General features: G+C 66.1%; 20 protein-coding genes. 2 read left to right on the forward strand and 18 right to left on the reverse strand.

Annotation, left to right across the window (positions count from 1 at the left end; translation table 11 throughout):
- From ACOGI8_RS10050 to ACOGI8_RS10075, 6 genes are all read right to left on the reverse strand, one after another.
- Complete coding sequence (locus tag ACOGI8_RS10050) at positions 1-1,050, reverse strand: carbohydrate ABC transporter permease (RefSeq protein WP_419853668.1); 1,050 nt, start codon at positions 1,048-1,050, stop codon at positions 1-3.
- Between the two features lie 40 nt (positions 1,051-1,090).
- Positions 1,091-1,957, reverse strand: a complete 867-nt coding sequence (locus tag ACOGI8_RS10055; protein WP_419853669.1) for a carbohydrate ABC transporter permease — start codon at positions 1,955-1,957, stop codon at positions 1,091-1,093.
- 163 nt (positions 1,958-2,120) lie between these two features.
- Positions 2,121-3,647: an ABC transporter substrate-binding protein gene (locus tag ACOGI8_RS10060; RefSeq protein ID WP_419853670.1), complete on the reverse strand. Its 1,527-nt coding sequence runs from the start codon at positions 3,645-3,647 to the stop codon at positions 2,121-2,123.
- 44 nt (positions 3,648-3,691) lie between these two features.
- Positions 3,692-4,822, reverse strand: a complete 1,131-nt coding sequence (locus ACOGI8_RS10065) for a cupin domain-containing protein (RefSeq protein WP_419853671.1) — start codon at positions 4,820-4,822, stop codon at positions 3,692-3,694.
- The gene (locus ACOGI8_RS10070; protein ID WP_419853672.1) at positions 4,819-5,838 is read right to left on the reverse strand and encodes a LacI family DNA-binding transcriptional regulator; all 1,020 of its coding nucleotides are present in this window, start codon (positions 5,836-5,838) and stop codon (positions 4,819-4,821) included. The genes ACOGI8_RS10065 and ACOGI8_RS10070 overlap by 4 nt, the downstream gene beginning before the upstream one ends.
- 84 nt (positions 5,839-5,922) lie before the next feature.
- Positions 5,923-6,891, reverse strand: a complete 969-nt coding sequence (locus tag ACOGI8_RS10075) for a nuclear transport factor 2 family protein (protein WP_419856394.1) — start codon at positions 6,889-6,891, stop codon at positions 5,923-5,925.
- Between the two features lie 216 nt (positions 6,892-7,107).
- Between ACOGI8_RS10075 and ACOGI8_RS10080 the strand changes: the two genes are divergently transcribed.
- Entirely contained in the window at positions 7,108-7,527 is a 420-nt protein-coding gene (locus ACOGI8_RS10080) for a DUF5367 family protein (protein WP_419853673.1), read from the forward strand.
- An 81-nt stretch (positions 7,528-7,608) separates the two neighbouring features.
- On the opposite strand, the gene ACOGI8_RS10085 is transcribed toward ACOGI8_RS10080, so the two are convergent.
- The 11 genes from ACOGI8_RS10085 to ACOGI8_RS10135 all read right to left on the reverse strand — a co-directional run bounded on the left by ACOGI8_RS10085 (position 7,609) and on the right by ACOGI8_RS10135 (position 19,438).
- Positions 7,609-7,989, reverse strand: coding sequence for a twitching motility protein PilT (locus ACOGI8_RS10085; protein WP_419853674.1), 381 nt, complete (start codon positions 7,987-7,989; stop codon positions 7,609-7,611).
- Positions 7,973-8,272: a hypothetical protein gene (locus ACOGI8_RS10090; protein ID WP_419853675.1), complete on the reverse strand. Its 300-nt coding sequence runs from the start codon at positions 8,270-8,272 to the stop codon at positions 7,973-7,975. Before ACOGI8_RS10090 ends, ACOGI8_RS10085 begins: the two co-directional genes overlap by 17 nt.
- Positions 8,273-8,353: 81 nt before the next feature.
- On the reverse strand, positions 8,354-9,508 hold the full coding sequence (locus ACOGI8_RS10095) for a redoxin domain-containing protein (protein ID WP_419853676.1): 1,155 nt from the start codon (positions 9,506-9,508) through the stop codon (positions 8,354-8,356).
- Positions 9,509-9,539: 31 nt separating this feature from the next.
- Complete coding sequence (locus ACOGI8_RS10100; protein WP_419853677.1) at positions 9,540-10,706, reverse strand: hypothetical protein; 1,167 nt, start codon at positions 10,704-10,706, stop codon at positions 9,540-9,542.
- 7 nt (positions 10,707-10,713) lie between these two features.
- Positions 10,714-11,943: a hypothetical protein gene (locus tag ACOGI8_RS10105; RefSeq protein ID WP_419853678.1), complete on the reverse strand. Its 1,230-nt coding sequence runs from the start codon at positions 11,941-11,943 to the stop codon at positions 10,714-10,716.
- A complete protein-coding gene (locus tag ACOGI8_RS10110; RefSeq protein ID WP_419853679.1) occupies positions 11,940-13,313 on the reverse strand; it encodes a carotenoid oxygenase family protein in 1,374 nt (457 codons plus the stop codon). The genes ACOGI8_RS10105 and ACOGI8_RS10110 overlap by 4 nt, the downstream gene beginning before the upstream one ends.
- On the reverse strand, positions 13,310-14,779 hold the full coding sequence (locus tag ACOGI8_RS10115) for a N,N-dimethylformamidase beta subunit family domain-containing protein (RefSeq protein WP_419853680.1): 1,470 nt from the start codon (positions 14,777-14,779) through the stop codon (positions 13,310-13,312). Before ACOGI8_RS10115 ends, ACOGI8_RS10110 begins: the two co-directional genes overlap by 4 nt.
- Before the next feature lie 50 nt (positions 14,780-14,829).
- Positions 14,830-15,738 carry a haloalkane dehalogenase gene (locus ACOGI8_RS10120; protein ID WP_419853681.1) on the reverse strand — a complete coding sequence of 303 codons (909 nt, stop codon included), beginning with the start codon at positions 15,736-15,738 and terminating at the stop codon, positions 14,830-14,832.
- Positions 15,735-16,274 (reverse strand): hypothetical protein, encoded by a 540-nt coding sequence (locus ACOGI8_RS10125; protein WP_419853682.1) that lies wholly within the window; start codon positions 16,272-16,274, stop codon positions 15,735-15,737. The genes ACOGI8_RS10120 and ACOGI8_RS10125 overlap by 4 nt, the downstream gene beginning before the upstream one ends.
- A 10-nt stretch (positions 16,275-16,284) precedes the next feature.
- On the reverse strand, positions 16,285-18,567 hold the full coding sequence (locus ACOGI8_RS10130; protein ID WP_419853683.1) for an arylsulfatase: 2,283 nt from the start codon (positions 18,565-18,567) through the stop codon (positions 16,285-16,287).
- Between the two features lie 49 nt (positions 18,568-18,616).
- Positions 18,617-19,438, reverse strand: a complete 822-nt coding sequence (locus ACOGI8_RS10135) for an MBL fold metallo-hydrolase (RefSeq protein WP_419853684.1) — start codon at positions 19,436-19,438, stop codon at positions 18,617-18,619.
- A 162-nt stretch (positions 19,439-19,600) separates the two neighbouring features.
- Here ACOGI8_RS10135 and ACOGI8_RS10140 point away from each other — a divergent pair, with 162 nt between their 5' ends.
- Complete coding sequence (locus ACOGI8_RS10140; RefSeq protein WP_419853685.1) at positions 19,601-21,943, forward strand: CotH kinase family protein; 2,343 nt, start codon at positions 19,601-19,603, stop codon at positions 21,941-21,943.
- Between the two features lie 77 nt (positions 21,944-22,020).
- Here ACOGI8_RS10140 and ACOGI8_RS10145 read toward each other — a convergent pair whose 3' ends face one another.
- Positions 22,021-22,446: a PPOX class F420-dependent oxidoreductase gene (locus ACOGI8_RS10145; RefSeq protein WP_419853686.1), complete on the reverse strand. Its 426-nt coding sequence runs from the start codon at positions 22,444-22,446 to the stop codon at positions 22,021-22,023.
- Positions 22,447-22,552 lie beyond the last annotated feature (106 nt).

Consider the following 22,552-nt stretch of genomic DNA (forward strand, 5'->3'; position numbering starts at 1 on the left):
TCAGCCCTTCACTGCTCCGGCGCCGAGGCCCTTGACCAGGTGCTTCTGGAACAAGATGATCACGATCACGATCGGCAGCGTGATCGACACGGCTGCCGCCGCCGCTTCGGTGATGGTTCGGCTGCTCTCGCCGCCTGTCAGTGAGACGATGGCCACGGGCAGCGTCCATTCGGTGGGTGCCAGCACTCGCACAAAGAGGAACTCGTTGTAGGCCAGCAGCATCGTGAACAACCCGGTGGCGATGATTGCGGGCCACATCACCGGGATGATCACCTTGCGAAATGCCTGCAGCCGGGTGGCGCCGTCCATCATCGCCGCCTCTTCGAGTTCCTTCGGCACATCCATGAAGAAGCTCCGGAACATCCAGATGGTGAACGGCTGGTTGACCGCCACCAGCGCAAGGACCAATACGAGCCGGGTGTCGAGCAGCTGCAGCTGGTCGATGAAGGGGACGTCGATCAGCGGGAAGTCGAACGTGCCCACCCCGCTGGACTCCAGCCAATCATCGATCCAGGTGGCACCGAAGAAGTACGGCAGCACGAACGCGCTGCGGGGCAGTGCCCTGAACCCCAATGCCACGATCAAGATGACGGCGCCTGAAATCCCGCTGAAGCGAGCCAGACCGTAACCGGCGAGCAGACCGATCGACAGCGAGATCAACATCGTGAGGATCGTCACCACGATGCTGTTCACCAGGAAGTCGTACTCGTCGTTCGTCTCCCAGATCTTCGGGAACCGCCACATGGCCACCAGCAGCACGATCCCGGCGCCGCAATACCACGGCCAGCTGTGCCGCATTCGCTTTCCGACCAGTCCGAGCACGGCGGCGATGAGCCCTGCACCGACGACGTAGGCGAAGACACCCCACATGCTCATGTCGTCATCGCCCAGCCAGAACGCTCGGTAGGCATTGGCCGTCGTCTCATATCCCCACAGCACAGGCTCGCGTGCGAGCACGTCGCGGGTGAACTTGACCGATGTCTGGACGGTCCACAGGAACGGCAGCACCGACCAGATGCACAGCACGCCGAGTGTGACGTGCAGCGGCACGCGGCGTGCAACGCGACGGGGAGCGGTCGCACTGCGCATCTCAGGTGCGCTCCGAGATCTGGTCCTTGTAGGACCGGTACAGGAACGGGATCAGCACCACGAGAATGCCGATGACGGTCAGCACCGCCATGGCGTTGCCCTTGCCCAGCCTGCCGATGTCAAAGGCAGTCGCGATGCGCACGTTGTACACCTGCAGTGTGTGCGCGTCGGTGAAGCGGTTCCCGGTCCACACGAACACCTGGTCGTAGATGCGGTACATGTCCATCACCGAGATCAGCCCGACGAACAGCACCAGCGTTCGCAGGTGCGGCAGGATCACGTGCCACAGGTTCCGCCAGAATCCCGCCCCATCGATCGCTGCTGCCTCGAGGCGTTCGCCGGGAAGGGTCTGCAATCCGGCAAAGAAGGTGATCATCGCGAAGGGCATCACCGCCCACACGGCTTGGATGATGATGAGATATCGCACATTGCCCGAAGTGATCTGGAACGGGTCGTCGAAGATCACCTGCCAGAGCCACGCAATCAGCCCGCCCCTGTCGAACAGGTCCTTGTACACCAGCGACCCGACCACCGGTGTAACGATGAACGGGGTGAGCATCGCAGCCATGTAGAAGCTGCGGCCCCGCACCACCCGATCCAGCATGAGCGCCACGGCGAGCCCGAGCACCATCTGGATCGGCACCACGATGACCACGAACAGCATCGTCCACCGGAACGCAGTCCAGAACTCCGGGTCGGTCAGGAGGTCGGTGTAGTTCTGCAGGCCGATCCACGTCGGGTTCTTCAAGTCGCGCAGCAGGAGACGGTGGAAGCCGAGCCAGACGGTTGTGGCCAAGGGCACCACCATGAGCAGCGCCATCACCGCGACGCTGGGGACGGTGAAGAACCAGAACGTCTTGCGTTCCACTCATGTCCCCCTTTGGCTCACTCCAAGATTCTGGGCCGGCACGAGGCTGGCCGAGATGGGAAACCTGCGATCCACGCATTGTTCCCCGGTCCCGCCGCCCTGGGGCGACACCGCAGCACAGTGTCGCCCCAGGTGCACGGAGGGAACGTGACGAGCTGCTGGCCTAGTTGAGCAGCCCCTGATCGCCGGCTTCGGCGAGGTACGCGGCCTCAGCGGCGGCCAGCGCCTCTTCGACCGGCGTGCCGTCGAGAATCGTGATCAGCGCCTCGCCCAGCTTCGCCCGGGCGATGCCCGCCGCGGGGTGTGTGAGGTCAGCACCACGGCCGTTGACGAGGCTTGCTTGGGCAGCGGCAGCGTCACGCGGACCGTTGGGGTGGCTCACCCCATTGCGGGTGACCAGGCCGAACTCGGCTGCAGCCTGCATGCTCTCCAAGTCAGTGGCGGCGAGCATCGCGAGGAAGATCGCCTCAACCTTGTCAGCAGGAGTTCCGACGGGAATGCCCCAGCCGTCGATGTACGCAGGCGCGGCCAAGATGCCGCTGCCGGTGCCCAGCGCTGGGGCGAACTCGATCTCGCCCACGACGATGGAAGCCTCCGGATCGTCCATGCCTGCTGCACGCGATGCCCACGTGTGGCCCAGAATCGCCTCTCGGGTCTGGAAGGCCGCTTGCACATCGTCGGTGCTGTAAGAGCTGGCGATGCCGGGAGCGCACTCGTCCACCATCCGCTTGAGGGTCGTGGCCGCAGCAACACCCTCGGGGCTGTTGAAGTTCGGCGCGCCCGTCTGCGGATCGATCGGCGAGACGCCCATCGAACCGAGGACCGAGTCGAACTCGATCTGCCAAGCCCAGCCCGCCGACAACATGTAGAGGAAGCCGATGTCGTAACCCGAATCGATGATCGCTCGACACGTCTGGAACGCCTCGTCGAACGTCGTGGGCACCGACAGGCCGAGTTCCTCCATCGCCGGCTTGTTGTAGAAGACATGCATGGTGTTGGACACCATGGGCACGGCGTAGATCTGGTCGCCGATCGAGGCCATACGCCAGAAGGCGTCATCGATCTGATCGAGGTCGAACTGGTCGCTGTACTTGGCGACCAGATCGTTGAGCGGCATCAGGAAGCCCTGATTGGCCAGCTCGCCGATGAACGCATTGGAGCCTTGGTACAGCTCGAATGTGGGCGAACCGGTCGCTGCGTCCTGGGTCATGGCGCTGCGAGCCTCGACGCTGTCAAGGAACTGCAGATTGAAGCGGTAGTTGCCCTCCTCGCAGTCCTCGAGCTCATCGGCGTACTGGGTGATGATCGGGAACTCCCAGCCGATCGCGTCGATCTCGATGACCTCGGACGGATTCGGGATCGGGCACTCGTCGGAGATCAGCTCGACCTCCATCATGTCCCCGTCGTCCATGGACTCGTCGTCCATGTCGCCGTCGTCATCGTGACCGTCGTCATCGTCGTCATCGTGGCCGTCGTCTTCGTCGTGATCGTGGCCGTCGTCTTCGTCGTGATCGTGGTCGTCGCCATCGTCATCGTCGGGCGCGGCCGTATCGGCAGGCTCGGACGCGCTGGCGGTGTCCGACGCATCGCCGTCTCCGGCGTCGTCGTCACTGCTGCAAGCCGCAGCCAGCAGCACGAACGTGAGAAGCACAGCGATCAGCCGCCATGCCTTCCCCTTGGTAGTAATCATGAGCTTCCCTCCCGGGTTGTGCATGCGAACGGGAACCAGGGGGCTCAGGACCCGGTCCCCAACAACTCGAGCGGCGCGACATAGCCGGCCGCATCGAGACCAAACCCCGCATCTGCGGCACGCACCAGCGTTTGTGCGGGCCATTCGACCCTGCTGGGGCTGTCGCCGCCGGTGACGATCACTGCGCGTGCCGGCGAGGTGCCGATATTGCGCAGATCCCGCCATGCAGATGCGGGGATAGATGCGAGTGAGCCCATGACGGGCCGCGTGGAGACTTCCTGCGCCGGCTCGTTGAGCGCGACTTCCCAATCGCCATCGACGAGGAGCACCACTTGGCTGTCGTCGTGGCGATGGAGGCCGGTCGATGCACCGGGGTTCGCCCGAAGCCATTCGACCGCGAAACCGTGAGGCGTGCAGATCGGTGGCCGGCTGCGTCGATCCTGGGACAGGCCGTATCCGATGACGGGCGCCAGCTCCACCGAATGCTGCGGACCGAGGACGGTCGACAGCAGGCCTGCCGATGTCCAGCACAGCCCATCGGGCCGCACGAGGCGCTCGTCGAGTTCGTCCGTGGTGTAACTGTCGATCCCAGCAAGCTGGGCGTCGCTCAGCGGCTGAAGGACATCGCTCGGAACATCACCGTTTCGCCCGTCGACGAGCGAGTTGTCGCGCCCGAGATACATGCCGGTCTCAGCAGCCTCTCGCAGCACCTCCGGCTCCCAGATGATCCCGCCCGTGTCATCACCTCCGAGCACCACGAACAGGAACCCGTCGTCGGGGCCGGTGTTCTCGAAGCCGCGGAACACCCAGGTCGGCGCCGAGAAGATCGTGTCAGGGGAGAGTTCAACGGATTGCTCACGCTTCCTGCCGATGTCGATCCGCCAGTCGCCCTTGGTGCAGATGAACACCTCCGGCGTGTAGTGCAGATGGGCGTTGTTGTAGATGCCGTGAGGCATGGTGGCGGCGCCGACGTTGAAGCCGTGGGGCTCGGCGATGCTGATGTGCTGGTCGGCGTTCTGAGACACACCGGGGCCTACGAACGAATAGCTGGCCTTGCCTTTGGATCTCTCGATGCGGACATCCACGAAGGCCTCGGTGTCGGCCACGAAGTCCTCCGGCTCGAGTACCCGCGTGGCCAATTCGGATGCGGTGACTGTCCGCCCGGACGCAGTCACCGGTCGCTGCGCTTCGTCGTTCGGCCGATACGAAGATGGCCATCCACGACGACATCTGTCGGCCGCGATGCCGATGCCATGTCGACGAGCAGTTCGGCGGCATGCCGCGCAAGCAGATCCGTCGGCTGCACGAGCGTCGTCAGGTCGATGCCGGCCCACGCGGCCTGTGGCAAACCATCGAATCCGGTGACGGCCATGTCGTCGGGGATCCGGATGCCCCGCGACTCCAGCCCGTCGATGACGCCGAACGCGACCTCGTCACTGCCGACCATGACGGCATCCGGTGCGAGTCGGGCGATGCGTTCGGCGCAGCCGTACCCCGCGTCGTAACTGAACGCGCCGGCTTCGATGTAGGGCAAGGCCACTCCGTGGTCGCCCATCTCCCTGGCCGCTCCCCGATAGCGGGCTTGATCGGTGGAGATCGACGACACGCCGCCGACGAAGACCGCCGTCCGGCAGCCCTGGTCGACGAGGTGGGACGCCAGCAAGCGGCAGCCGCTCTCATTGTCGACCGACACCGACGACACCAAGCCAGATGCAGCCGGCTGATTGAAAGCCACGGTGGGGCTCGACTGGCGACGCATGGCGCTGAGCTGGTCTGGTCGGATGCTTGCTGAGGCCAGCAGCAGCCCGCTGACGCGGTATTGGCGAACGATGTCGAGCACATCGTCGACTTCACCTGGGTCGGTGAAGCTGAAGAGCAGGAGTTGACGCCCGCGTGCAGCGAGCTCCCGAGTCACCGCCGACAGAACGTTCTGCCAGTACTCGCCGTACGCCGGCACCACTGCGCCCACCACGTTGCTCTGCTGCGACTTGAGGCTGCGGGCGAAGGCGTTGGGGGCGTAGCCGAGCCGTGCGGCAGCCTCGCTGACCCGCTGTCGAGTTGCTTCGGACACCAAGTGCGGGGCCGAGAAGGTGCGCGCCACCGTGGCCTGGGACACGCCCGCCTCGATGGCGACATCGGTGGAGGTCGCTGGACGCGCCCCGCCGCCAGGAACCTCTGTCCCCCCCGCCATGCGGCGAATCCTATGAATACGTATTCATTGCGTCAACAGCAACCGGTTGCAGCGCTCTGGCCTGCACCTTTCGGAATGAAACCCTCAGCCGGTGTGCAGGAGAACCTGCTTCCACACCGCCGTGTCGTCGATCAACACCCATTCGCGCAGAACACCGTCAGGTCCGAATTCGCAGTGACTGATGCCCATGACGTGTACGTCAGCACCGCTGGGGACACCGAAACGACCCTCGCCGTCATGGGTGCCATCGAGTGACCAGCGAATGGCTGCCCGCGGCGGGCGGTCAGGGTCGCGACGGCCGATCCGATGGTGGATGGTGAAGCGTGCCGACGGGAATGACGACGTCAGGCCAAGCCAGAAGCTGTCGGCGCCGCTCCTTCCATGATCGGTGATGCCGCCGGGCAACTCGAGGTGAGCGGCGCGGTCGTACTCGGTGCTGATGGCGGCCAGATCGCCTGTCATGATGCGGCCGAGCAGTTCGGCATATCGCACGCCATCGGGTTGGTCATTGCCCGTTCCGCCGTAGCGACCGGTGACGTCGTGTGCCGGGCAGAAAGGTCGGGCCGCATGGTCGTGCCCGCCTTCCGCCTCGATCTGGCTGGCCGCGTAGCTCTTTGGCTCGATGCCGAGGTTGCGCACGATGGCGCCTTGATCCCGGATCAGCCATTCGTCGTAGATCTGCCCATCCCGTGCAGCACAATCCGCAATGATCCGGTACTTCAGCCGGGCGCCCGTGGCTCGGCCATAGATCCCGTCGCCAAGATGGGTGGCCGTGGACAGGATCCGATGCGACGACAGGAATCCGCCGTCGGGGTCGTCGCACCAGATGACATCCTCGCCGAGCAGCTGGCGGTCGGGAAACTCGGCGAGTGTGGCGAGCGTGGCGCCAATGACTGTCTGATTGCCGACCACAACACTTGCGGGTGATCGGACAACAACGTCATCGCTGTAGAAACGATTGAGGGTGTGCACGCCGCGGCGTTCCCAGATGGTCTCGGTAACGCCCAGGATGAAGTCGCGAGGATCACGAAATTCCCCGCCGAATCCCTCCATGCCCATGTTGTGACTCCTCGCCTGATCGCAACGACCCCTACAAGGAATGCTGGGGCTCGATGCGGCACTGCATACGTAACCATCGTGAGTGACGGTCAGCAACTTCGCACCCTGCGTTCGGGCGGTCGCGACGGTCCCCGCGAGCATCGACAGGCCTGGTTTTGGCAGCTACGGTCCCGCGACACCGCGATGCCTTCGGCGGAAGGACGGTCCTCGATGCCCACACAGAGCCGGCTCTCCTATATCCAGCACATGGTCCTGATGATGGTGATCGCCGTCGTCGGCTGGGCCGTGTTCCTGGGGCTGTTCCTGCTGATCTTCACCGACAACTACGAGCCGTCTGTGTCCCGGACGGTGTGGTGGGTCTGGCTGATCGTTGGCACCATCGTGACGGTCATCACCATGTTCGTGTGCTTCCGGCTGCTGCAGACACCCCGGCAATGGCGCAGCTCAGCCGCCATTGCCCTGTTCGCGCCGGCGATGTGCCTCGATGCGTTGACCACCACCTACTACAACGACTGGTTCGACCAGGGCATCCACGACGACACCGCCTACTCGGCGCTCATTCTCGGCGCCGCCGGCATCGGCTTGCTCGTGGCGATGATCGTCAACAAGCCCACCGCCGACAAGTCGTAGCTTGCCGCCTGGGCGCGCGACGGCACAGCGCGCCGAGCAGCCGAGCTGATGGCGCCAGCAGGCTTGCCTTGGCCACAACTGTCACGCCAACAGGATGTCGACGTCGAGTCGTGCTGCGTCGGCAAGCGCCGCGATGTCGTGAGGGTCCGAGGTCACAATCTGGTCGCCGCTGCTGCACATCGCGACGAGAGCCGCATCGATGGCGTCAAACCTGCCGGCTCGCGCTTGTAAGACACCGGCCCGGCGTCCGAGGCTCTCATCGAGAGGTACCACGATGGTGCCGAACAAGGCTCTCGCTAGCCGGAACTGGCGACCTGAGCCACCACGCCATACCTGCGCCACAACGCCACCGTGAGTCAAAGGCGGGTAGCCGACCCGGTGAGCTTCCTCCATGCGCTCCCAGAGCGCTGACGCATCGCGTTCCAAGGCGATGAGCGCCCCAGCATCAAGCACCAAGCTCACGCTCGGCCCTCTGTCGCTGCCATTCCTTGCGGAACTGGTCTGCTTCTTCGCGATCAAGCCGGCGACGCTCTTCCAGCTCTTCGTCGGTGATCTTGCCGAACTCTGCTTCGTAATCCGCAATTGCCTCGCCGAGTGCTTTGAGGCGGCGTCTGTTCTCGCTCTTGTCGGCCATCGCCTGATTTACCCAAGCGCTCACTGACGAGGCGTCGCCGTCGCTCACCGCAGCACGGGCTTCATCAAGGAGATCTGCATCGATCGTCAAGGTAACCCGACGCTTCGTCATACCTTTATCGTATTGCGACTGCGCCGCAGAGAACCATCGCAGGCAACGGCGATCCGACGGCGGCAGAGCCGGGTGTGGCAGTCAGCGGCTGAGCAGGCTCTTGACGCGGCGAACGGCCGGCGTCCAGAACCACTCGGGCTCGGTGAAGCGGCGGTAGTCCTCTCCGGGCAGCCCCATCGGGTCGTAGTAGCCCTTGTCGGTGTTCTTGCGGAGATTGTTCGTCCGCTTCAACACCTGCAGGTAGGCGTAGACGGTCCCCTTGTGAGTCCATCCCTGCCGGTGGTAGTTCCAGTTGTCGGGCGCCAGCTCCTGTGCGGCGGCGAAGTGCTTCAGCGCCCGCTCGCTGTCGTCAGCGGCCTCGAAGTAGAGCGCCAGCTTGAAGGTTGCTTCCGCCAGCAGCGCGTCGTCGTCGATGGGCTTGAGCCGGGAGGCGAGGTCGACACTCGACCAGATGTGCTCGCTGTCGGCTCCCCGCTCGATCCAGTCACGGGTCGCCTGCGCGAACGCGTTGTCACCCAGCCGAACCTTGCCGAGGCCGAACTTGATGGTCGTCTCCGCCGGGTACACGCCCTCGTTGCTGCGAACGATGCGGCCTTCCTCGTCAATCCACGCCGCTGAGGGCACATTCACCCAGCCGAACAGCGAGCTGATTTGATGGGTGGGATCGACGATGCAGCGGTACGTGGGCGAGGCGCGGTCGAACCACTTGGCCACGGCATCCTCGCCGCCCGAGTCCTGCGCCACGCTGATCAGCTCGACCCGGTCCGGGCCGATCGATTCGTACAGCTCCTGCCACACGGGCAGGCTGACGCGGCAGCCTCACCAGGACGACCAAGTGAACAGCACCACCTTGCGGCCTCGCAGGTCGGAGAGCCGCAGGATGTTCCCGTTGCGCTCGACCATCTCGAAATCGGGCGCGACGCCAGACTCCAGCCCGACACGGCGAACCTCGGGCACCGACCCCACGCTCCACACGTCGCCGTCGCGCACGTACCTCTGGCCGATCATGTCGGCGAAGGCCGAGTAATGGAGCCACACCCAGTCGTCGGCGTCCGCGATCCACGCTTCCCGCTTGGCCTCCGGCAGCGGCACGCAGAGCTCGCCGAGGCACGCCCCTTCGGGTTTCAGCTGCCAGCCCGTGGCCTTCTGCAGCTCGTCGAGCCGCACCCAGAGCCCGCTCGGCGCATCCGTGCGCTGTGCGACTTCTGTCGTCTGGTCGTTGGCGAGAATGATCACGTTTGCACCGCGAGAGGTCGGATTCCAAGACTCAGGGAAGCGCTCCGCCTTCGGTCATGCCGAGCACTATCTGACCGTACTGCTCGTACGTGACAGCCGACACCATCAGGTGCGATTGCACGGTGTACATGTCGCGCAGGATGCGCTGCATCTCGTTGCCGTCCATCACCGCGCTGCCGCCGGTGAAGCGGAACAGCTCGCTCACCAGATCGACGGCCTCGTCAGTGCACCACACGGCCGCTGCCTGCGCCTCCGTGACCAGCGCTGGATCGGGTGGGCCCGCAGCTGCCGAGTCGAACATGCGCTCGAGCGATTCAGCCATCGCCAGCGCGCACGCGTTCATGCGGATGGTGCCCTGTCCGATAGCTCGCTGGAAAACCTGCCTGTCGGCGAGGCTGACACCGCCGAGGTAGCCCCGCTTCTTCTCGATGGCCGTCTCGGTCATCGTCTGCAACGCCGAGCGTCCGAGTGCGTACGCGAAACTGCCGTGCTCGTTCACGACATAGGCGGGCAGCCCGAGCCGCATGAGCGCGCCACCCCGCGGCGGCCCACCGCCGAGTGCATCGATGGCAAATCGATCGGGCACGAAGACATCGTCGAGCTCGTAGTCGCAGCTGCCGGTGCCTCGCATGCCGAGCGTGTGCCAGTTGTCGTGCAGGATGACTTCATTGGTGGGCACAAGCGCCCTGATCACTGGCGGTCCATCCGAAAAGACCGGCACCGCCACCCAGTCGGAGTGCTCGACGCCGCTGCCCCAAGCCCAACGGCCCGACACCCGGTAGCCGCCTTCGACGCGCCGTGCTTGGCCGCCGGCTCGCAGCGAGCCGGCCATGAACGGGAAGCCATCCGCGAGCACTTCGTCAACTGAGTCGTCGGAGAGGCTTGCGAACACGCCGCCGGTCACGGCTGAGGTGATGAACATGCACCACGCGGCCGCCGGGTCGATCATCGTCACGGCCTCGATCACGTCCATCTGGGTGACCGGGTGCGCTTCGGCGCCGCCCACCTCGTGCGGCGACTTCATCTTGAACAGTCCCGAAGATCGCAGCGCCTCCACCGAGGTCGGCGACAGTCGTCGCAACTTCTCGGACTCGTCCCGACCGGCCGTCAGCGCATCGGCGGCCGAATCGACCGCCGCCAGCAGGCGGGCCCGGTTGGCTTCCCGGTCCCTCGGAAACTCGTTCGCGTGGGCGCCCACTGCCCGCTCAGATCGCGTCCACGACGTGCTGGAGCTCGCTGAGGTCCCGCGACAGCAACGACGCTCGGATCTCGTCAGGCCGGTCCGCGAACCTCGGGTCGCACTGTGGGCCATTGAGATTGTGAACCCCGGATTCCTCCACGGTCGGGCCCCATTGGTTTCCGCCATTGTCGCCGAGCTGCCCCGGATCGGTCATGTCGATCGTGTTCGGCCCATAGCTGGCATCCACCCGGTCGCCGTCGCACATGTGCTCGTGAACGTGGCCGTAGGGATCATGCCAGTAGTCGTAGATCTGCGAGCCGTAGACGTGACGTCCGACGCCCCACGCCAGTGCATACGGCGCGCCCTCCGCCGCCCGCTCCCGGAAGTGCATATGACCCCGGAAGACGTCGTCCATGCTGAACACCTCGAACGCTGCATGGCTGAACTGCGCCTCGGGGGTTCCGTCCATGAGCGGCAGCACCAACATGCTGTGGTGGTCGGTTTCAGCCGCGCCCCGGTCCATCCGCATGAACTGGAACATCACATCGGAGCCCGTCGACTTGATGAGCTCCACGAGCGGCGGCGGGAAGTGCTCTTCGGCCCCCGGCGGGATGATCATCCGGGCTGCGTCGCTGACGAGCATGCCGAAGGTGTTTTCGAGGAGCCGCATGAAGGCCTGGTGCGCTCCTGGCGGCACGGCCGCCACCACGTGACCGAGCCGGTACACCTCGGGCGGACCGGGATCCTTCTTGATCGGGTAGCGATTGCCGCTGACGTCCTGCTCGACGCCTACTCGGTCGTCGACGCCGGCGTGGTTGTAGGTGATGCGATCGCGGCGGGGTGCAAGCGGCTCGGCTTGCTGGCCGTGCACGGCTTCGAGCACGAATCCGGTGATCGGCTCGACGAAGTGGACGCGCTTGCCGCCGCCGAGCTCGCCTTCGACGCCGCCGATGTCGTGCACCGGCGAGCAGCCGGGAACAGCGTCGGCCAGTGCATCCAAGTCGCCTTCAGATTCCACTTCGAACGCCCAGCCCATGAACTTCGCGGGTCCGCGATGCACCACATGGAGAAACGGCATCGGCTCGAGGCCCCGGGAGATCAGCACCTCGTCGTCTCGGTGCACGACAACGAGACCGAAGTCGTTCACGAACGCCTCCATGGCGTCGAGATCGGGCGCCGAAAACCGGATGTAGGCGATGTCGACGGCTTTCACGATCGGCGTCGCAGTCTCAGGCATGATCGCTGTGTCGGTCATGTCGCCTCCGCATCCGGCAACCAGTTGCCGTGGAATCCGTACGGCACGCGTTGCGGCAGCGGCACCCGGGCTACTGGAGGGCGGCCGAGGTCGCGGGCATCGAGGATGACCAGCTCGCTGGCGTCGGTCGTCTCGTCGTAGACGTAGGACATCAGCCAGCCATCGTCCTCGGCGCTGCCCTCGGGATCAGGGACGAACACAGCCTCGGCGCTGCCCCGGCCGGGGCCGTGGTCGTGGTACTCGGCCGTGCCGCTGTCGTAGTCGAACTTGAAGTTGGCCCCCGGGATGAGGCCGTCGCCGACGCCAACGGTGTACCCGAACCGGTGCTTGCGTGCGGTCCGTTCGGCGCGGACCTGGGGAAACTCGTGGAACCGGTCGTCGACGCGTTCCTCGCTGACCCTGCGACTCACCGGGTCGACGGTCCAGCGATCGAGCGTGGGCCGGGAATCTCCGGCCGGGCCCAGCTTGTCGCGGTCGAACATCCTGTCGTAGCGGCACAGGTCGATCACCACCCGGCCGTCGCTGTCCTCGTAGGCATTCAGTGGGTGGAAGACGTAGCAGAGCCCGACGTCGCACCAGATGATCTCCTCGGCTGTGCCATCGCGGGGCAGCAGGCCGACCCGGGCACCGTAGCCGGGGTCCCACCGGAACGGGAACGACGCTTTGCCGCTGAGCGCGAGATCCAGGTCGAGCGTGACGGGCAGGTCGTAGATGACGGCGTAGTTCTCGGTGAGCGACATGTCGTGGATCATCGGCATGCCCGGCAGCGGCACATCGACCGTCTTGCGCACCCGGCCGTCGGCGCCCACCACGACGTACTCGACGTGATCGAACAGGTCCTGCCACGCATAGCAGACGGCGTGCAGCTCGCCGCTGCGGGGATCCAGCTTCGGATGCGCCGTGAAGCCGGTCTTCAGCGTCCCGGAGAAGTCGTTGCGGCACACTGTCTCGAGCTCGTATCCCATCTCCACCGGCACCACGCCCGCTTCGACCAGCGCCCACGTCGTGCCGGCGAAGCCCCAGACACTCGTATTCGCTGAGAAGTCGAGCGTGCCGACGGGCCCCGGCACGGCAGGTTCGCCCAACGCGTCCACCACGTCCTGGCCGCGCACCCAACGGTTGCGGTACCACTCGGCGCGGCCGTCGCGCAGCCGCACGCCGTGCACCATGCCGGTGCCGACGAACCAGTGGCTCGTGGCCGGATCGGTGGGCGCGATCGGGTTCGGCCCGTTGCGCAGGTAGCGGCCTTCCAGCGCTGCGGGTATCTCGCCGATCACGTCGAGATCGAACGCCGTGACCTCTTCGGACACTGGAGCGAAGTTGCCCTCGCTGTAGGTGTTCTGAGGCCGGGCTTCGGTGGTTTCGCTCATGGCAAGCTCCCAGGTCGGTCGGCGGCGAGGTCGATGTAGCGACCGATCACGTTGCGCGTCACCGTCGCCACATCGTCATGCTCAAGGCCGTAGGCCCAATCGGTGCAACCTGTAGTGAACACCTCGCCGAGACCCCGCTCGAACCAGCCCATCACGGCCGCGCCGTGTGCGAAGCGCTCCCGGTTCTCGGGCGTGTCGCCGCCGCCGAGACGCTCGGTCACCCAGTTGAGCTCGCCGATGTAGCTGTCGGGCATGCCGGGCGGCGCTTCGGCGGTCTCCCACAGGTGTGCCGGTGCTGTGCCGAGCACCTCGAAGTTGGGCGGCGTGCCGCCGGTGGGCTTGGCGACGGGCAACCCGTCCACCAGCTCGAGCTCGCAGCCGTCGCACTCGTAGCCCACCACGACCGGCTCGCCGCCCACCACGTCGCCCGCGATCAGCCGCAAGCCGTCGAACGCCCAGTGACCCGGCCTCCAGACTGTGTACCCGCCGGATCCCTTCGGGGCGCGGCGGCAGTGGGCGTAGCCGCCCCGGGTGAACGAGACTCCGGTCATCTCGTTCTCCGGTCGTCCCGTGAGCGGGTCGCTCCACATGGTGGACACGGTGTGCTGCTCATCGGTGCCCATCACCGGGTCGAGGTCGAAGTCGAGCTTGTAGCCAATCACCCGGTCGTCGCCGCCGAATCGCACCTGCCAGAACGACGTGTTGCCCGAGAAGAACGCAGCCGCGCCGCCGCGGTCCACCCAACCCTCGACGTGATCGCGCATGGCCTCGGTCCAGTACTCGTCGTGGCCGACGCTGATGTACAGCCGCCGCCCGTCGAGCAGATCGGGCCGGGAGTGCAGGTCCAAGCTGGTCGCGTAGTCGAGCGTCACGCCGTTGCGCTCGGCCCAGCTCACGAAGAGCCGTTCCCAGTTCGCCCATCCCGCCGCAGCCGACCAGTAGGAGTAGTTGTCGAAGTACTCGTCGACCTCGGGGCGCGGCAGCTGGCCGAAGCGGGCGACCCGGTAGCGGTGGGGGTCGGGCTTGTCCAGAAATCCCCGTGGCAGCGGCCGGTGCTGCGACGACTCGTGCCCGCCGGTGTAGAAGCTGGGCCCGCCCCAGTCGTTGTAGGCAGCCCATGTCGAGGTGGACAGCACCAGCAGCGTCTCGCCCGGCTCGGCGGCCCGCACCACGAAGAACGCCTCGGCCACCTCGCCGTCGGTGCCGTGCAGGCGCACGAGATAGAAGCCGGGCAGCCACGCCGGGTCGATGCCGAGCGAGAGCGAGGGAGTCCAGCCGCAGCCCTCGGCGGCGCAGCCGTCGGGCACCGACTGCTCGCTGACCGCCAGGTCCCGGGTCTCGACAAGCTGTTCGGCGGCGCCTATCCGCAGCACCTCGACGCGGCAGGATCCACCATCGCCGCTGATCATCAGGTCGATGGTGTCCCCCGCCACGCCGCTGTGCGGCCAGCAGTAACCCGCGATCATGCGGCGACCGTAGTTGGCCCGTGGTAGCGGCGGCGCAGGTGGAGGTGCGCTCAGTTGGCGTCGATGAAGTCGATCAACACCTGGGCCAGCTCGGGCCCCTTGTCTTCCTGCAGGAAGTGCGCAGCGCCCTCAATCGTGACGTGCGCTTGGCCTTGCGCACCGGGCACGAGCTTGCGGAATGGCTTGTCTGCCCCGGCAGTCACCGGGTCCTGGTCGCTGAAGCAACACAGGAACGGCTTGTCGAACTGCTGCAGCACCCCCCAGGCCTCGCGGTTCGGCTGCGCCTCAGGATCGTCGGGCGAAGTGCAGACGAGTGATGGCCATGCGCGTGCCCCTGCCTTGTAGGAATCGTCGGGATAGGGCGCGTCGTACGCGGCGATGACCTCGGGAGCGAATTCGGTGAGGCAGCCGCCGTTCACGATGTCGCCGATCGGGAAGACGGGCGACTCCCGGGCGAACGTCTGCCAGTTCATGAAGGCATCGCTGGGCGAACGGTCCCCGGTGGGCAGACCGGTGTTGGCGACAGCCACCCGGGCGAACCGGTCGGGCTGCGCGGTCACGAGCCGCAGGCCGATCAGGCCGCCCCAGTCCTGGCCGAAGAAAGTGATGCTGCTCAGATCGAGCACGTCGAACACGAGGCTCGACATCCACGCAACGTGGCGGGCGTAGGTGTAGTCGGACTGCTCTGTGGGCTTGTCGCTGCGCCCGAAGCCGACCTGGTCGGGCACGATCACGCGGTGCCCGGCATCGGCGATGGGCCGGATCATGTGGCGGTACAGGTACGCCCACGACGGCTCGCCGTGCAGCAGCAGCACCGGGTCGGCGTCGGGCGGTCCCTCGTCGAGGTAGTGGACTCGCAGCGAGCCGCCCACGCCGTCGGGAATCTCGATGTAGTGAGGCTCGAAGTCGTATCCCGCCAGATCGGCAAAGCGCTCGTCGGGCGTGCGAAGGGTCTTCATGGTGTTTGCTCCTGTGTTTCGATTTGGGCCAAGACGAGTTCTGGGTCGGCGTCGGGCGCTGCAAGCCAGCGCAGGCGGGCGGTGAAACCGATGTAGTCCCACATCAGGTGCTCGCCGTCACGCCAGCGGCGAACCTCGATCGGGCCGGTGCCCACATTGAGACCGTGCGGCCGCAGCACGTGCACGCCGTCCTCGAAGCTGGCGACGACGTGGATCTCGGTCGACTTGTCGAATTCGGCGACGTCATGCACGCCGTTACGCAGCGTGCCGTCACAACGCATGTCGTGGATGATGCCCGCACCGGTCACCACCACCCGGTCGGCGGCCTGCTCGATGCGCTGCACATGTCCGATGGCAGGATGGCCGGGCTGCGCAGTGCCGTCCACGTACACCTCCACGGTCTGCCAGAAGCCCCGCATGTCGGGCGCGCCGTCGCACAGCGGCTGCGTGCAGCCGGCCAGCACCGGCGGCGGCCACTGCGTCCAGCCGCCTGCCGGCGTGTACGCAACAGGGATCGAATCGGCGGTGAGGGTCATCGGTGCTCCCCTATTGGCGTGCCATCTCGGTACGTGCAGCCGTCTCGGCATCGGCCTGAGACGCACCGCTCCGGTCGATCTCGACGGCGTGCAGAGCCCCGCTGAAAGCGAATGGGGCCTCGTAGCGCGGCGACACGGCTTGCCCGTGGTCGAAACCGACACTGGAGCCGATCGAGGAGATGATGCGCATCATGTAGGGCAGCTCCGCGCTCCCGCAGGGCTCGCCGTCGATCGCCAGTTCGATGACGCCTTCGGTGCGGCTCGTGCGGCGGAGCCGTGCCGTCAAGATGCATTCCCCGGCGGGCACCTCGATGGCGGACTCGACGACGGTGTGCTCGCCGAACGAGTTGTAGTCCACGACGAGACGGCCGCTCTGCACGAACACCGACATGCCCGAGTTGGCGTTGCCGGTCGCCCACAGCACGCCCGCATCGTCGGCGCCGCGGCTCACGTGCGCAGTGAGTTCCCACGATCGACCTGACGGTGACGCTGAAGCTGCCGAGGGGATCGGCGACAACGGCGGGCGGTAGCGGTATCGCCGACTCGTCGGGTGCGGCGAGTGATCGTCAAGGCGGGCGACGAAGAGTTCGATCATCCGTTCGTCGAGCGGCAGCACGCCGTTGCGCTCAGCCTCGGCCCACCACAGCCCGATCAGCTCCTCCAGCTTGCCGGGTTCGGTTTCGGCGAGATCGTTGCACTCGGATTGGTCCGATGACAGCTCGTACAGCTCCCAGCGGTCGTCGTCGAAGGAATCGCCCCTGATGTGGCGCGCCACCGCCTTCCAGGTGACACCGTCCTGCTCGGCCACGAGCGCTCGGGATCCGGATTGCTCGAAGTACTGGAGCGTGTTCGTGGCCGGTGCGTCTGCGTCGGCGAGCACCGAGGCGAAGGAGCTGCCGGTCACCGGAAGCTGTGCGTAACCACCGAAGACCTCGGGTGGCGTGATGCCCAGGAGCTCGTAGATCGTGGGAACGAGATCAGACACGTTCACGAACTGATCCCGACGGGTGCCCTGCTGGTCAGCGGCGATGCCGGCCGGCCAGTGCACCACCAGCGGCACATGCACCCCTCCCTCGTGGGTGTTCTGCTTGTACCACTTGAAGGGGCTGTTGCCGCACTGGGCCCATCCCCACGGGTAGTTGGTGTGCGAGTTGGGCCCGCCGATGTCGTCGAGCCTGTCCATCACGTCATCGGGGTCGTCGACGATGCCGTTGAAGTACTTCATCTCGTGCATGACGCCGAACGGCCCGCCCTCTTGGGAGGCCCCGTTGTCGGCCAGCACCATCAAGATCGTGTTGTCGAGCTGGCCCATCTGGCGCAGCCCGTCGACAAGGCGCCCGATCTGCTCGTCGGTGTGGTCGAGGAAGGCGGCGAAGGCTTCCTGCAGGCGGCAGGCGAAGCGGCGATGGCTGTCGGGCAGTTCGTCCCAGGGTTTCACTCCGGGATTGCGGGGCGCCAGCTGGGTGCCTTCGGGGATGATCCCCAGCGCGAGCTGTCGCTCGTACCAGCGCTGGCGGACTGCGTCCCAGCCGTCGTCGAACCGTCCCCGGTACTTGTCGAGGTAGGCCTGCGGTGCCTGATGCGGCGCGTGGGTTGCCCCGAAGGGCAGGTAGGCGAAGAACGGCCGGTCCGGTCGCACGCCCGTGCTGTCGTTGATCATGCGCAGGAGCTGATCCACGAGGTCCTCGCTGAGGTGGTAGCCGTCGTCGGGCCCCGCAGGCGGGTCGATGTGGTGGTTGTCCACCACCAGCTCAGGGTGGAACTGGTCTGTCTCGCCTTCGAGGAAGCCGTAGAAGCGGTCGAACCCTCGTGCCAGCGGCCACTGGTCGAACGGCCCGGCGGCCGAGATGTCCTCGGTCGGCGCCAGATGCCACTTGCCGCAGCAGAACGTGGCGTATCCCTGTGCGCCGAGCACCTCGGCCACGGTCGCGGCGTGGTTGGTGATGTGGCCGAGCTGGTGCGGGAAGCCGGTGCGGTGGTTCGACACCGAGCGCATGCCCACGGCGTGCTGGGACCGGCCGGTCAGCAGCGACGCCCGCGTCGGCGAGCACAGCGGGGTGACATGGAAGTTGGTGAACTGCAGCCCGGCGGCTGCGAGCGCGTCGACATGGGGGGTGTCGATGTCGGAGCCGAAGCAGCCGAATTGGGCGAATCCCGTGTCGTCGAGCAGCACGATGACGACGTTGGGCGCATCGGGTCCGGGGTGCGGCCGGGAGGTGAAGTGCGGTTCGGATTCGGCGAGCGTGCGGCCGATGCGGCCTTCGAACGGCGTCGGCTGTATCGGATGTGTCATCGAAGCTCCTGGGACGATGCCGGAAACCAGTTGGCGCGACTGCGCTGCCTCACAGCGTGACAGTGGTGAGGTCGTCGCCGATGACGACCTCGCCGTCGAAGTGTGCCGCTGCCAGATCGACCCACTCGGGGTACTGCTCGGGGGTGGGCGCGGGAACCATGTGCGTCAGCACCAGCCGCTTCACGCCGACCCTGGCCGCGGTCTGTGCCGCTTCGACGACATCGGAGTGGTAGTCGAGGATGTCCTGCGCCATCGGGTTGGGGCTCAGCCCGATGAGGTCCTTGCGGATGACGGTCTGCACGTAGGCATCGGCACCGGCGGCGAGTTGGTCGACGCCGTCGCAGGGGATGGTGTCTCCGACGATCGCGGCGACCGCGCCGTCGTGGGAGAGGCGGTAGCCGAGCGTGGGCCGCACGGGCGCATGCACGGTTGCCGCTGTGCTGATGCTCACATCGTTGATCTCGAACGTCGCGCCCGGCTCAAGTTCAGTCACCGAGACCTGCGGTTCGTTGACGAGCACGTCGTGGTGGGCGATGCGGTAGCCGATGTCGGCTTCGAGCGCGCCGAGCTGCCGTTCGACGAACTGTGCTGTGCCCGGCGGTCCGTACACCTGCAGCGTGGCGTTGCCCTGACCCAGGACCCAGTGGGTCGTGATCACGTCGTTCAGCGCGCACACGTGGTCGCTGTGCAGGTGGGTGATCAGCACGGCGCTGAGAAAGACGGGCAGCGAGCCGGCGCCCGCCATGCGCATCACGACGCCTCGGCCGGCGTCGATGAGGATGTGGGTGTCGCCGGCCTTGACAAGCGTGGACGGTCCAGCCCGGTTGGCGTCAGGCAGCGGAGAGCCGGTTCCGGTCAGCACGATGTCCATGACACTCCCCTGACGGCCCTGTATATCCAGCCAAGCCTCGGCGGATCGGCGGGCACCCTAGCATTCTTTTGCCAGTTTTTCTGACAATATCTCGTAAGCGTTGCGGACGGGGCCTCGCTGTATGGTCCGCTCACGTCCTACCCGCACGCGAAGGCAGGCTGCATGCGACAACCTCGCCGCCAGCGCCGCTTCGCCGTCGCACTGGTCGCCTTGGCACTCGTTGCAGCCGGCTGCACCGATGCCGGCGACGACGGCGCTCTCCCGGCCGCAGCGCCCACGGCCAACACGGCCCCATCCGCCCCAACAGCGGCAACCACGACGACAGCGGCCACGACTCTCGCTGGCGACGCAGCCCCCGCTGCCACGGCTCCCGACTCGACGCCCCAAGATGGCGTCGAAACCGATCCGCGCGACGCCTATTTCGCCCTCGATCGCGTGCTCGACATCAGCATCGAGATCGATGTCGAGGACTGGGACACGTTGCGCCACCAGACCCGCACGCTCGGGGACGTGTTCGCAGAAATCGAGGAATACGGTCTCTCGCGGCCCTTCGCCAGCATCTACACCTGGTTCAGCGCCACGGTGACCGTCGACGGCCAGACGCACGCCGACGTGGGCGTGCGCAAGAAGGGTTTCGTCGGCTCGCAGAGTTCCACCAAGCCGTCCCTGAAGCTCCGGTTCGACAAGTACGTCGACGGCCAGTCCCTTCCGGGAGACATGAACCGGATGACGCTGAACAACAGCGTCCAGGACCCCTCGATGATCAACACCTGCATGTCGTACCGGATGTTCGCTGCGGCCGGCAGCCCCGCACCGCGCTGCAACTTCGCGACCGTGTCAGTGAACGGCACCGATCTGGGGCTGTACGTGCACGTGGAGGAGTTCAAGGCCCCGTTCCTGTCGCACCATTTCGGGAACGCCGACGGCAACCTGTACGAAGGCACGGTCAGCGACTTCACGCTGGAGTTCCGCGGCACGTTCGAGAAGAAGACCAACGAGGATGCCGACGACTGGTCCGACATCGACGCCGTGGTCGCCGCCTTGAGCGACCCTTCCGACGCCGGATTGACGGCGCTGGAGTCGATCGTAGACCTCGACCGGTTCCTCTCGTTCTGGGCGGCGGAAGTGCTGGTGGGTCACTGGGACGGCTACGCCGGCGACCGGAACAACTACTGGTTCTACCGGGTGCCCGGCGACCGGTTCGTGTTCCTGCCGTGGGGTACCGACGGCACGTTCCACCTCTCCGACGACCCCAATCCCTTCGACAACATCTCCGACCCGCCGCCGTCAGTGCTGGCGCTCACTGCGATTCCCAACCGCCTGTACAACCACCCTGACTGGCGGGCGAAATACGTTGCCCGACTGAAGCAGATCCTGGACGACGCCTGGGACGAAAGCGAGCTGCTGGCTGCGGTCGACGCGATGGCTGCCATCGTGCAGCAACATGCCCTCCCCGCCGAGGCCAGGGCGGCCGAAGCCGACACCGAGCGAGTGCGGACGTTCATCGGCAAGCGTCGAGACGAGATCCTGGCGGACCTCTCGCCAGAGCCACCCGAATGGCCCGAGCCCGAGGTTTCCGCGCCATCCGCCGCGGGTTCAGGAACCCTCGAAATCACCTTCGAGACGACCTGGGGAAGCAGCTCGAGTCCCAACCCGCTCGGGCAGGGAACGGTCCACAGCCTGCTGCTGAACGGCACCCCTGAATCGATCGAACGCATCGGGGTCTTCGCCGGTCACGCCAATCCCGAGGAGCGTGTCCTGCTTCCGAGCGTCGACGTGCCCGCTTCCATCATCGTCGCTGGGCTTGGTCCCGACGGCTCGGTCAACGGAATGTCGCTGGTCGTCGACCCCCGCGAAATCGCGGCGGGCAGAACGCTGGTCATCGGCGTGGACGCCATCGCCGGAGGAATCTGGTCGATCCCGCCGGGCGCGTCGTCGCCGGAGAGCTTCTCGCCCTTCACCGAGGGTGCGCTGGAACTGTCAAGCGGCGGGACGACTGCCGGCGCGGTGATCGCCGGCGCCTTCTCGGGGGCCTACGGATGGTCCCCACCGACATCCGGCGACGCCGACCCAAGTGCACAGGGCGCCGACAGCTCGGAGACCCCGCTTGATGTCGGACTGGTCATCAATGAGGTGGCCGCCAAGGGCGACCCGCTCGACTGGTTCGAGCTGCACAACGCGTCGCGAGTGCCGATAGCGCTCGATGGCTTCGAGATGGCTGACGATCTCACCGATGTCGGCAAGCGAGTGCCCTTCCCGGCCGGCACCGTCATTCAGCCGGGCGCATACATGCAGTTCAGCCTCGACAAGGACGGTTGGCCCGGCTTCGCGCTCGGGAGCGACGAGGAACTGGGCATCTGGCTGCTGGACGGCACGCTCGTTGCCAGCGTCGACTGGGACGATGGCCAGTCCGGCGCGGGCCAGAGCTATGCCCGTGTGCCCGATGTCACCGGCGGGTTCGCGACGGTCGACACCCCCACTCCAGGGGCCGCCAACCAGCCGTGACATGCAGGCACCCAGTTGCACCTGTGGGGATGACGCCATAGTGGAGAGCTAGGTGCCACGGCAGCGGCTAGGGCCGCCTAGGCCGGCGTGTGCTCAAACGGCAGATCTTGGTACAGGTACTGGGTGACGGTGATGCGCAGCACGACGCCGGAATCGCCACGTTCCGGGAACGGTTTGCCCGTGTACTTGTGGCTCAGCGCGTCCAGAGCGGCCATGTCGGCATCAGGCTCCACCACGCAGGTGCCACGCATCTGCAGCTCCTCATAGGGGTTGTCGATGTCGACGATGGAGATGGCAACCCGGGGATCACGCAACACGTTCTGCGTCTTGAGCGAGTCCCCGCCCGTGGCGATGATCACCGTGGAAGGGTCGACGAGCTCGATCCAGACCGGGTCGAGTTTGGGCGATCCATTGGCCCGGATGGTTGCGAGGTGTGCGAAGTTCGGCCTGCGTACGAGGTTCTGGGCTTCAGCGCTCATGACCTTCGGAGTCGGCGTCGTCATGGAATCCCTCGCTTCGTGATCTGGCCATCGTGCCGACGCTCACCGTAAGCGCGTGAGCGATTACCCCGCGCCTGCTCGCAAAGGAATCTCTGGGTGATCCCTTCAA

It is taken from the genome of Candidatus Poriferisodalis sp., from assembly GCF_965204195.1.
Classification (GTDB): Bacteria; Actinomycetota; Acidimicrobiia; order Acidimicrobiales; family Poriferisodalaceae; genus Poriferisodalis.

What these genes read in the sequence shown, in the direction of transcription:
- ACOGI8_RS10060 (WP_419853670.1), bottom strand. Translation starts at nt 3,647, where the DNA reads ATGATTACTACCAAGGGGAAGGCATGGCGGCTGATCGCTGTGCTTCTC.
- ACOGI8_RS10070 (WP_419853672.1), bottom strand. Translation starts at nt 5,838, where the DNA reads ATGGCGGGGGGGACAGAGGTTCCTGGCGGCGGGGCGCGTCCAGCGACC.
- ACOGI8_RS10075 (WP_419856394.1), bottom strand. Translation starts at nt 6,891, where the DNA reads ATGGAGGGATTCGGCGGGGAATTTCGTGATCCTCGCGACTTCATCCTG.
- ACOGI8_RS10080 (WP_419853673.1), top strand. Translation starts at nt 7,108, where the DNA reads ATGCCCACACAGAGCCGGCTCTCCTATATCCAGCACATGGTCCTGATG.
- ACOGI8_RS10090 (WP_419853675.1), bottom strand. Translation starts at nt 8,272, where the DNA reads ATGACGAAGCGTCGGGTTACCTTGACGATCGATGCAGATCTCCTTGAT.
- ACOGI8_RS10105 (WP_419853678.1), bottom strand. Translation starts at nt 11,943, where the DNA reads ATGACCGACACAGCGATCATGCCTGAGACTGCGACGCCGATCGTGAAA.
- ACOGI8_RS10110 (WP_419853679.1), bottom strand. Translation starts at nt 13,313, where the DNA reads ATGAGCGAAACCACCGAAGCCCGGCCTCAGAACACCTACAGCGAGGGC.
- ACOGI8_RS10115 (WP_419853680.1), bottom strand. Translation starts at nt 14,779, where the DNA reads ATGATCGCGGGTTACTGCTGGCCGCACAGCGGCGTGGCGGGGGACACC.
- ACOGI8_RS10120 (WP_419853681.1), bottom strand. Translation starts at nt 15,738, where the DNA reads ATGAAGACCCTTCGCACGCCCGACGAGCGCTTTGCCGATCTGGCGGGA.
- ACOGI8_RS10125 (WP_419853682.1), bottom strand. Translation starts at nt 16,274, where the DNA reads ATGACCCTCACCGCCGATTCGATCCCTGTTGCGTACACGCCGGCAGGC.
- ACOGI8_RS10130 (WP_419853683.1), bottom strand. Translation starts at nt 18,567, where the DNA reads ATGACACATCCGATACAGCCGACGCCGTTCGAAGGCCGCATCGGCCGC.
- ACOGI8_RS10135 (WP_419853684.1), bottom strand. Translation starts at nt 19,438, where the DNA reads ATGGACATCGTGCTGACCGGAACCGGCTCTCCGCTGCCTGACGCCAAC.
- ACOGI8_RS10140 (WP_419853685.1), top strand. Translation starts at nt 19,601, where the DNA reads ATGCGACAACCTCGCCGCCAGCGCCGCTTCGCCGTCGCACTGGTCGCC.
- ACOGI8_RS10145 (WP_419853686.1), bottom strand. Translation starts at nt 22,446, where the DNA reads ATGACGACGCCGACTCCGAAGGTCATGAGCGCTGAAGCCCAGAACCTC.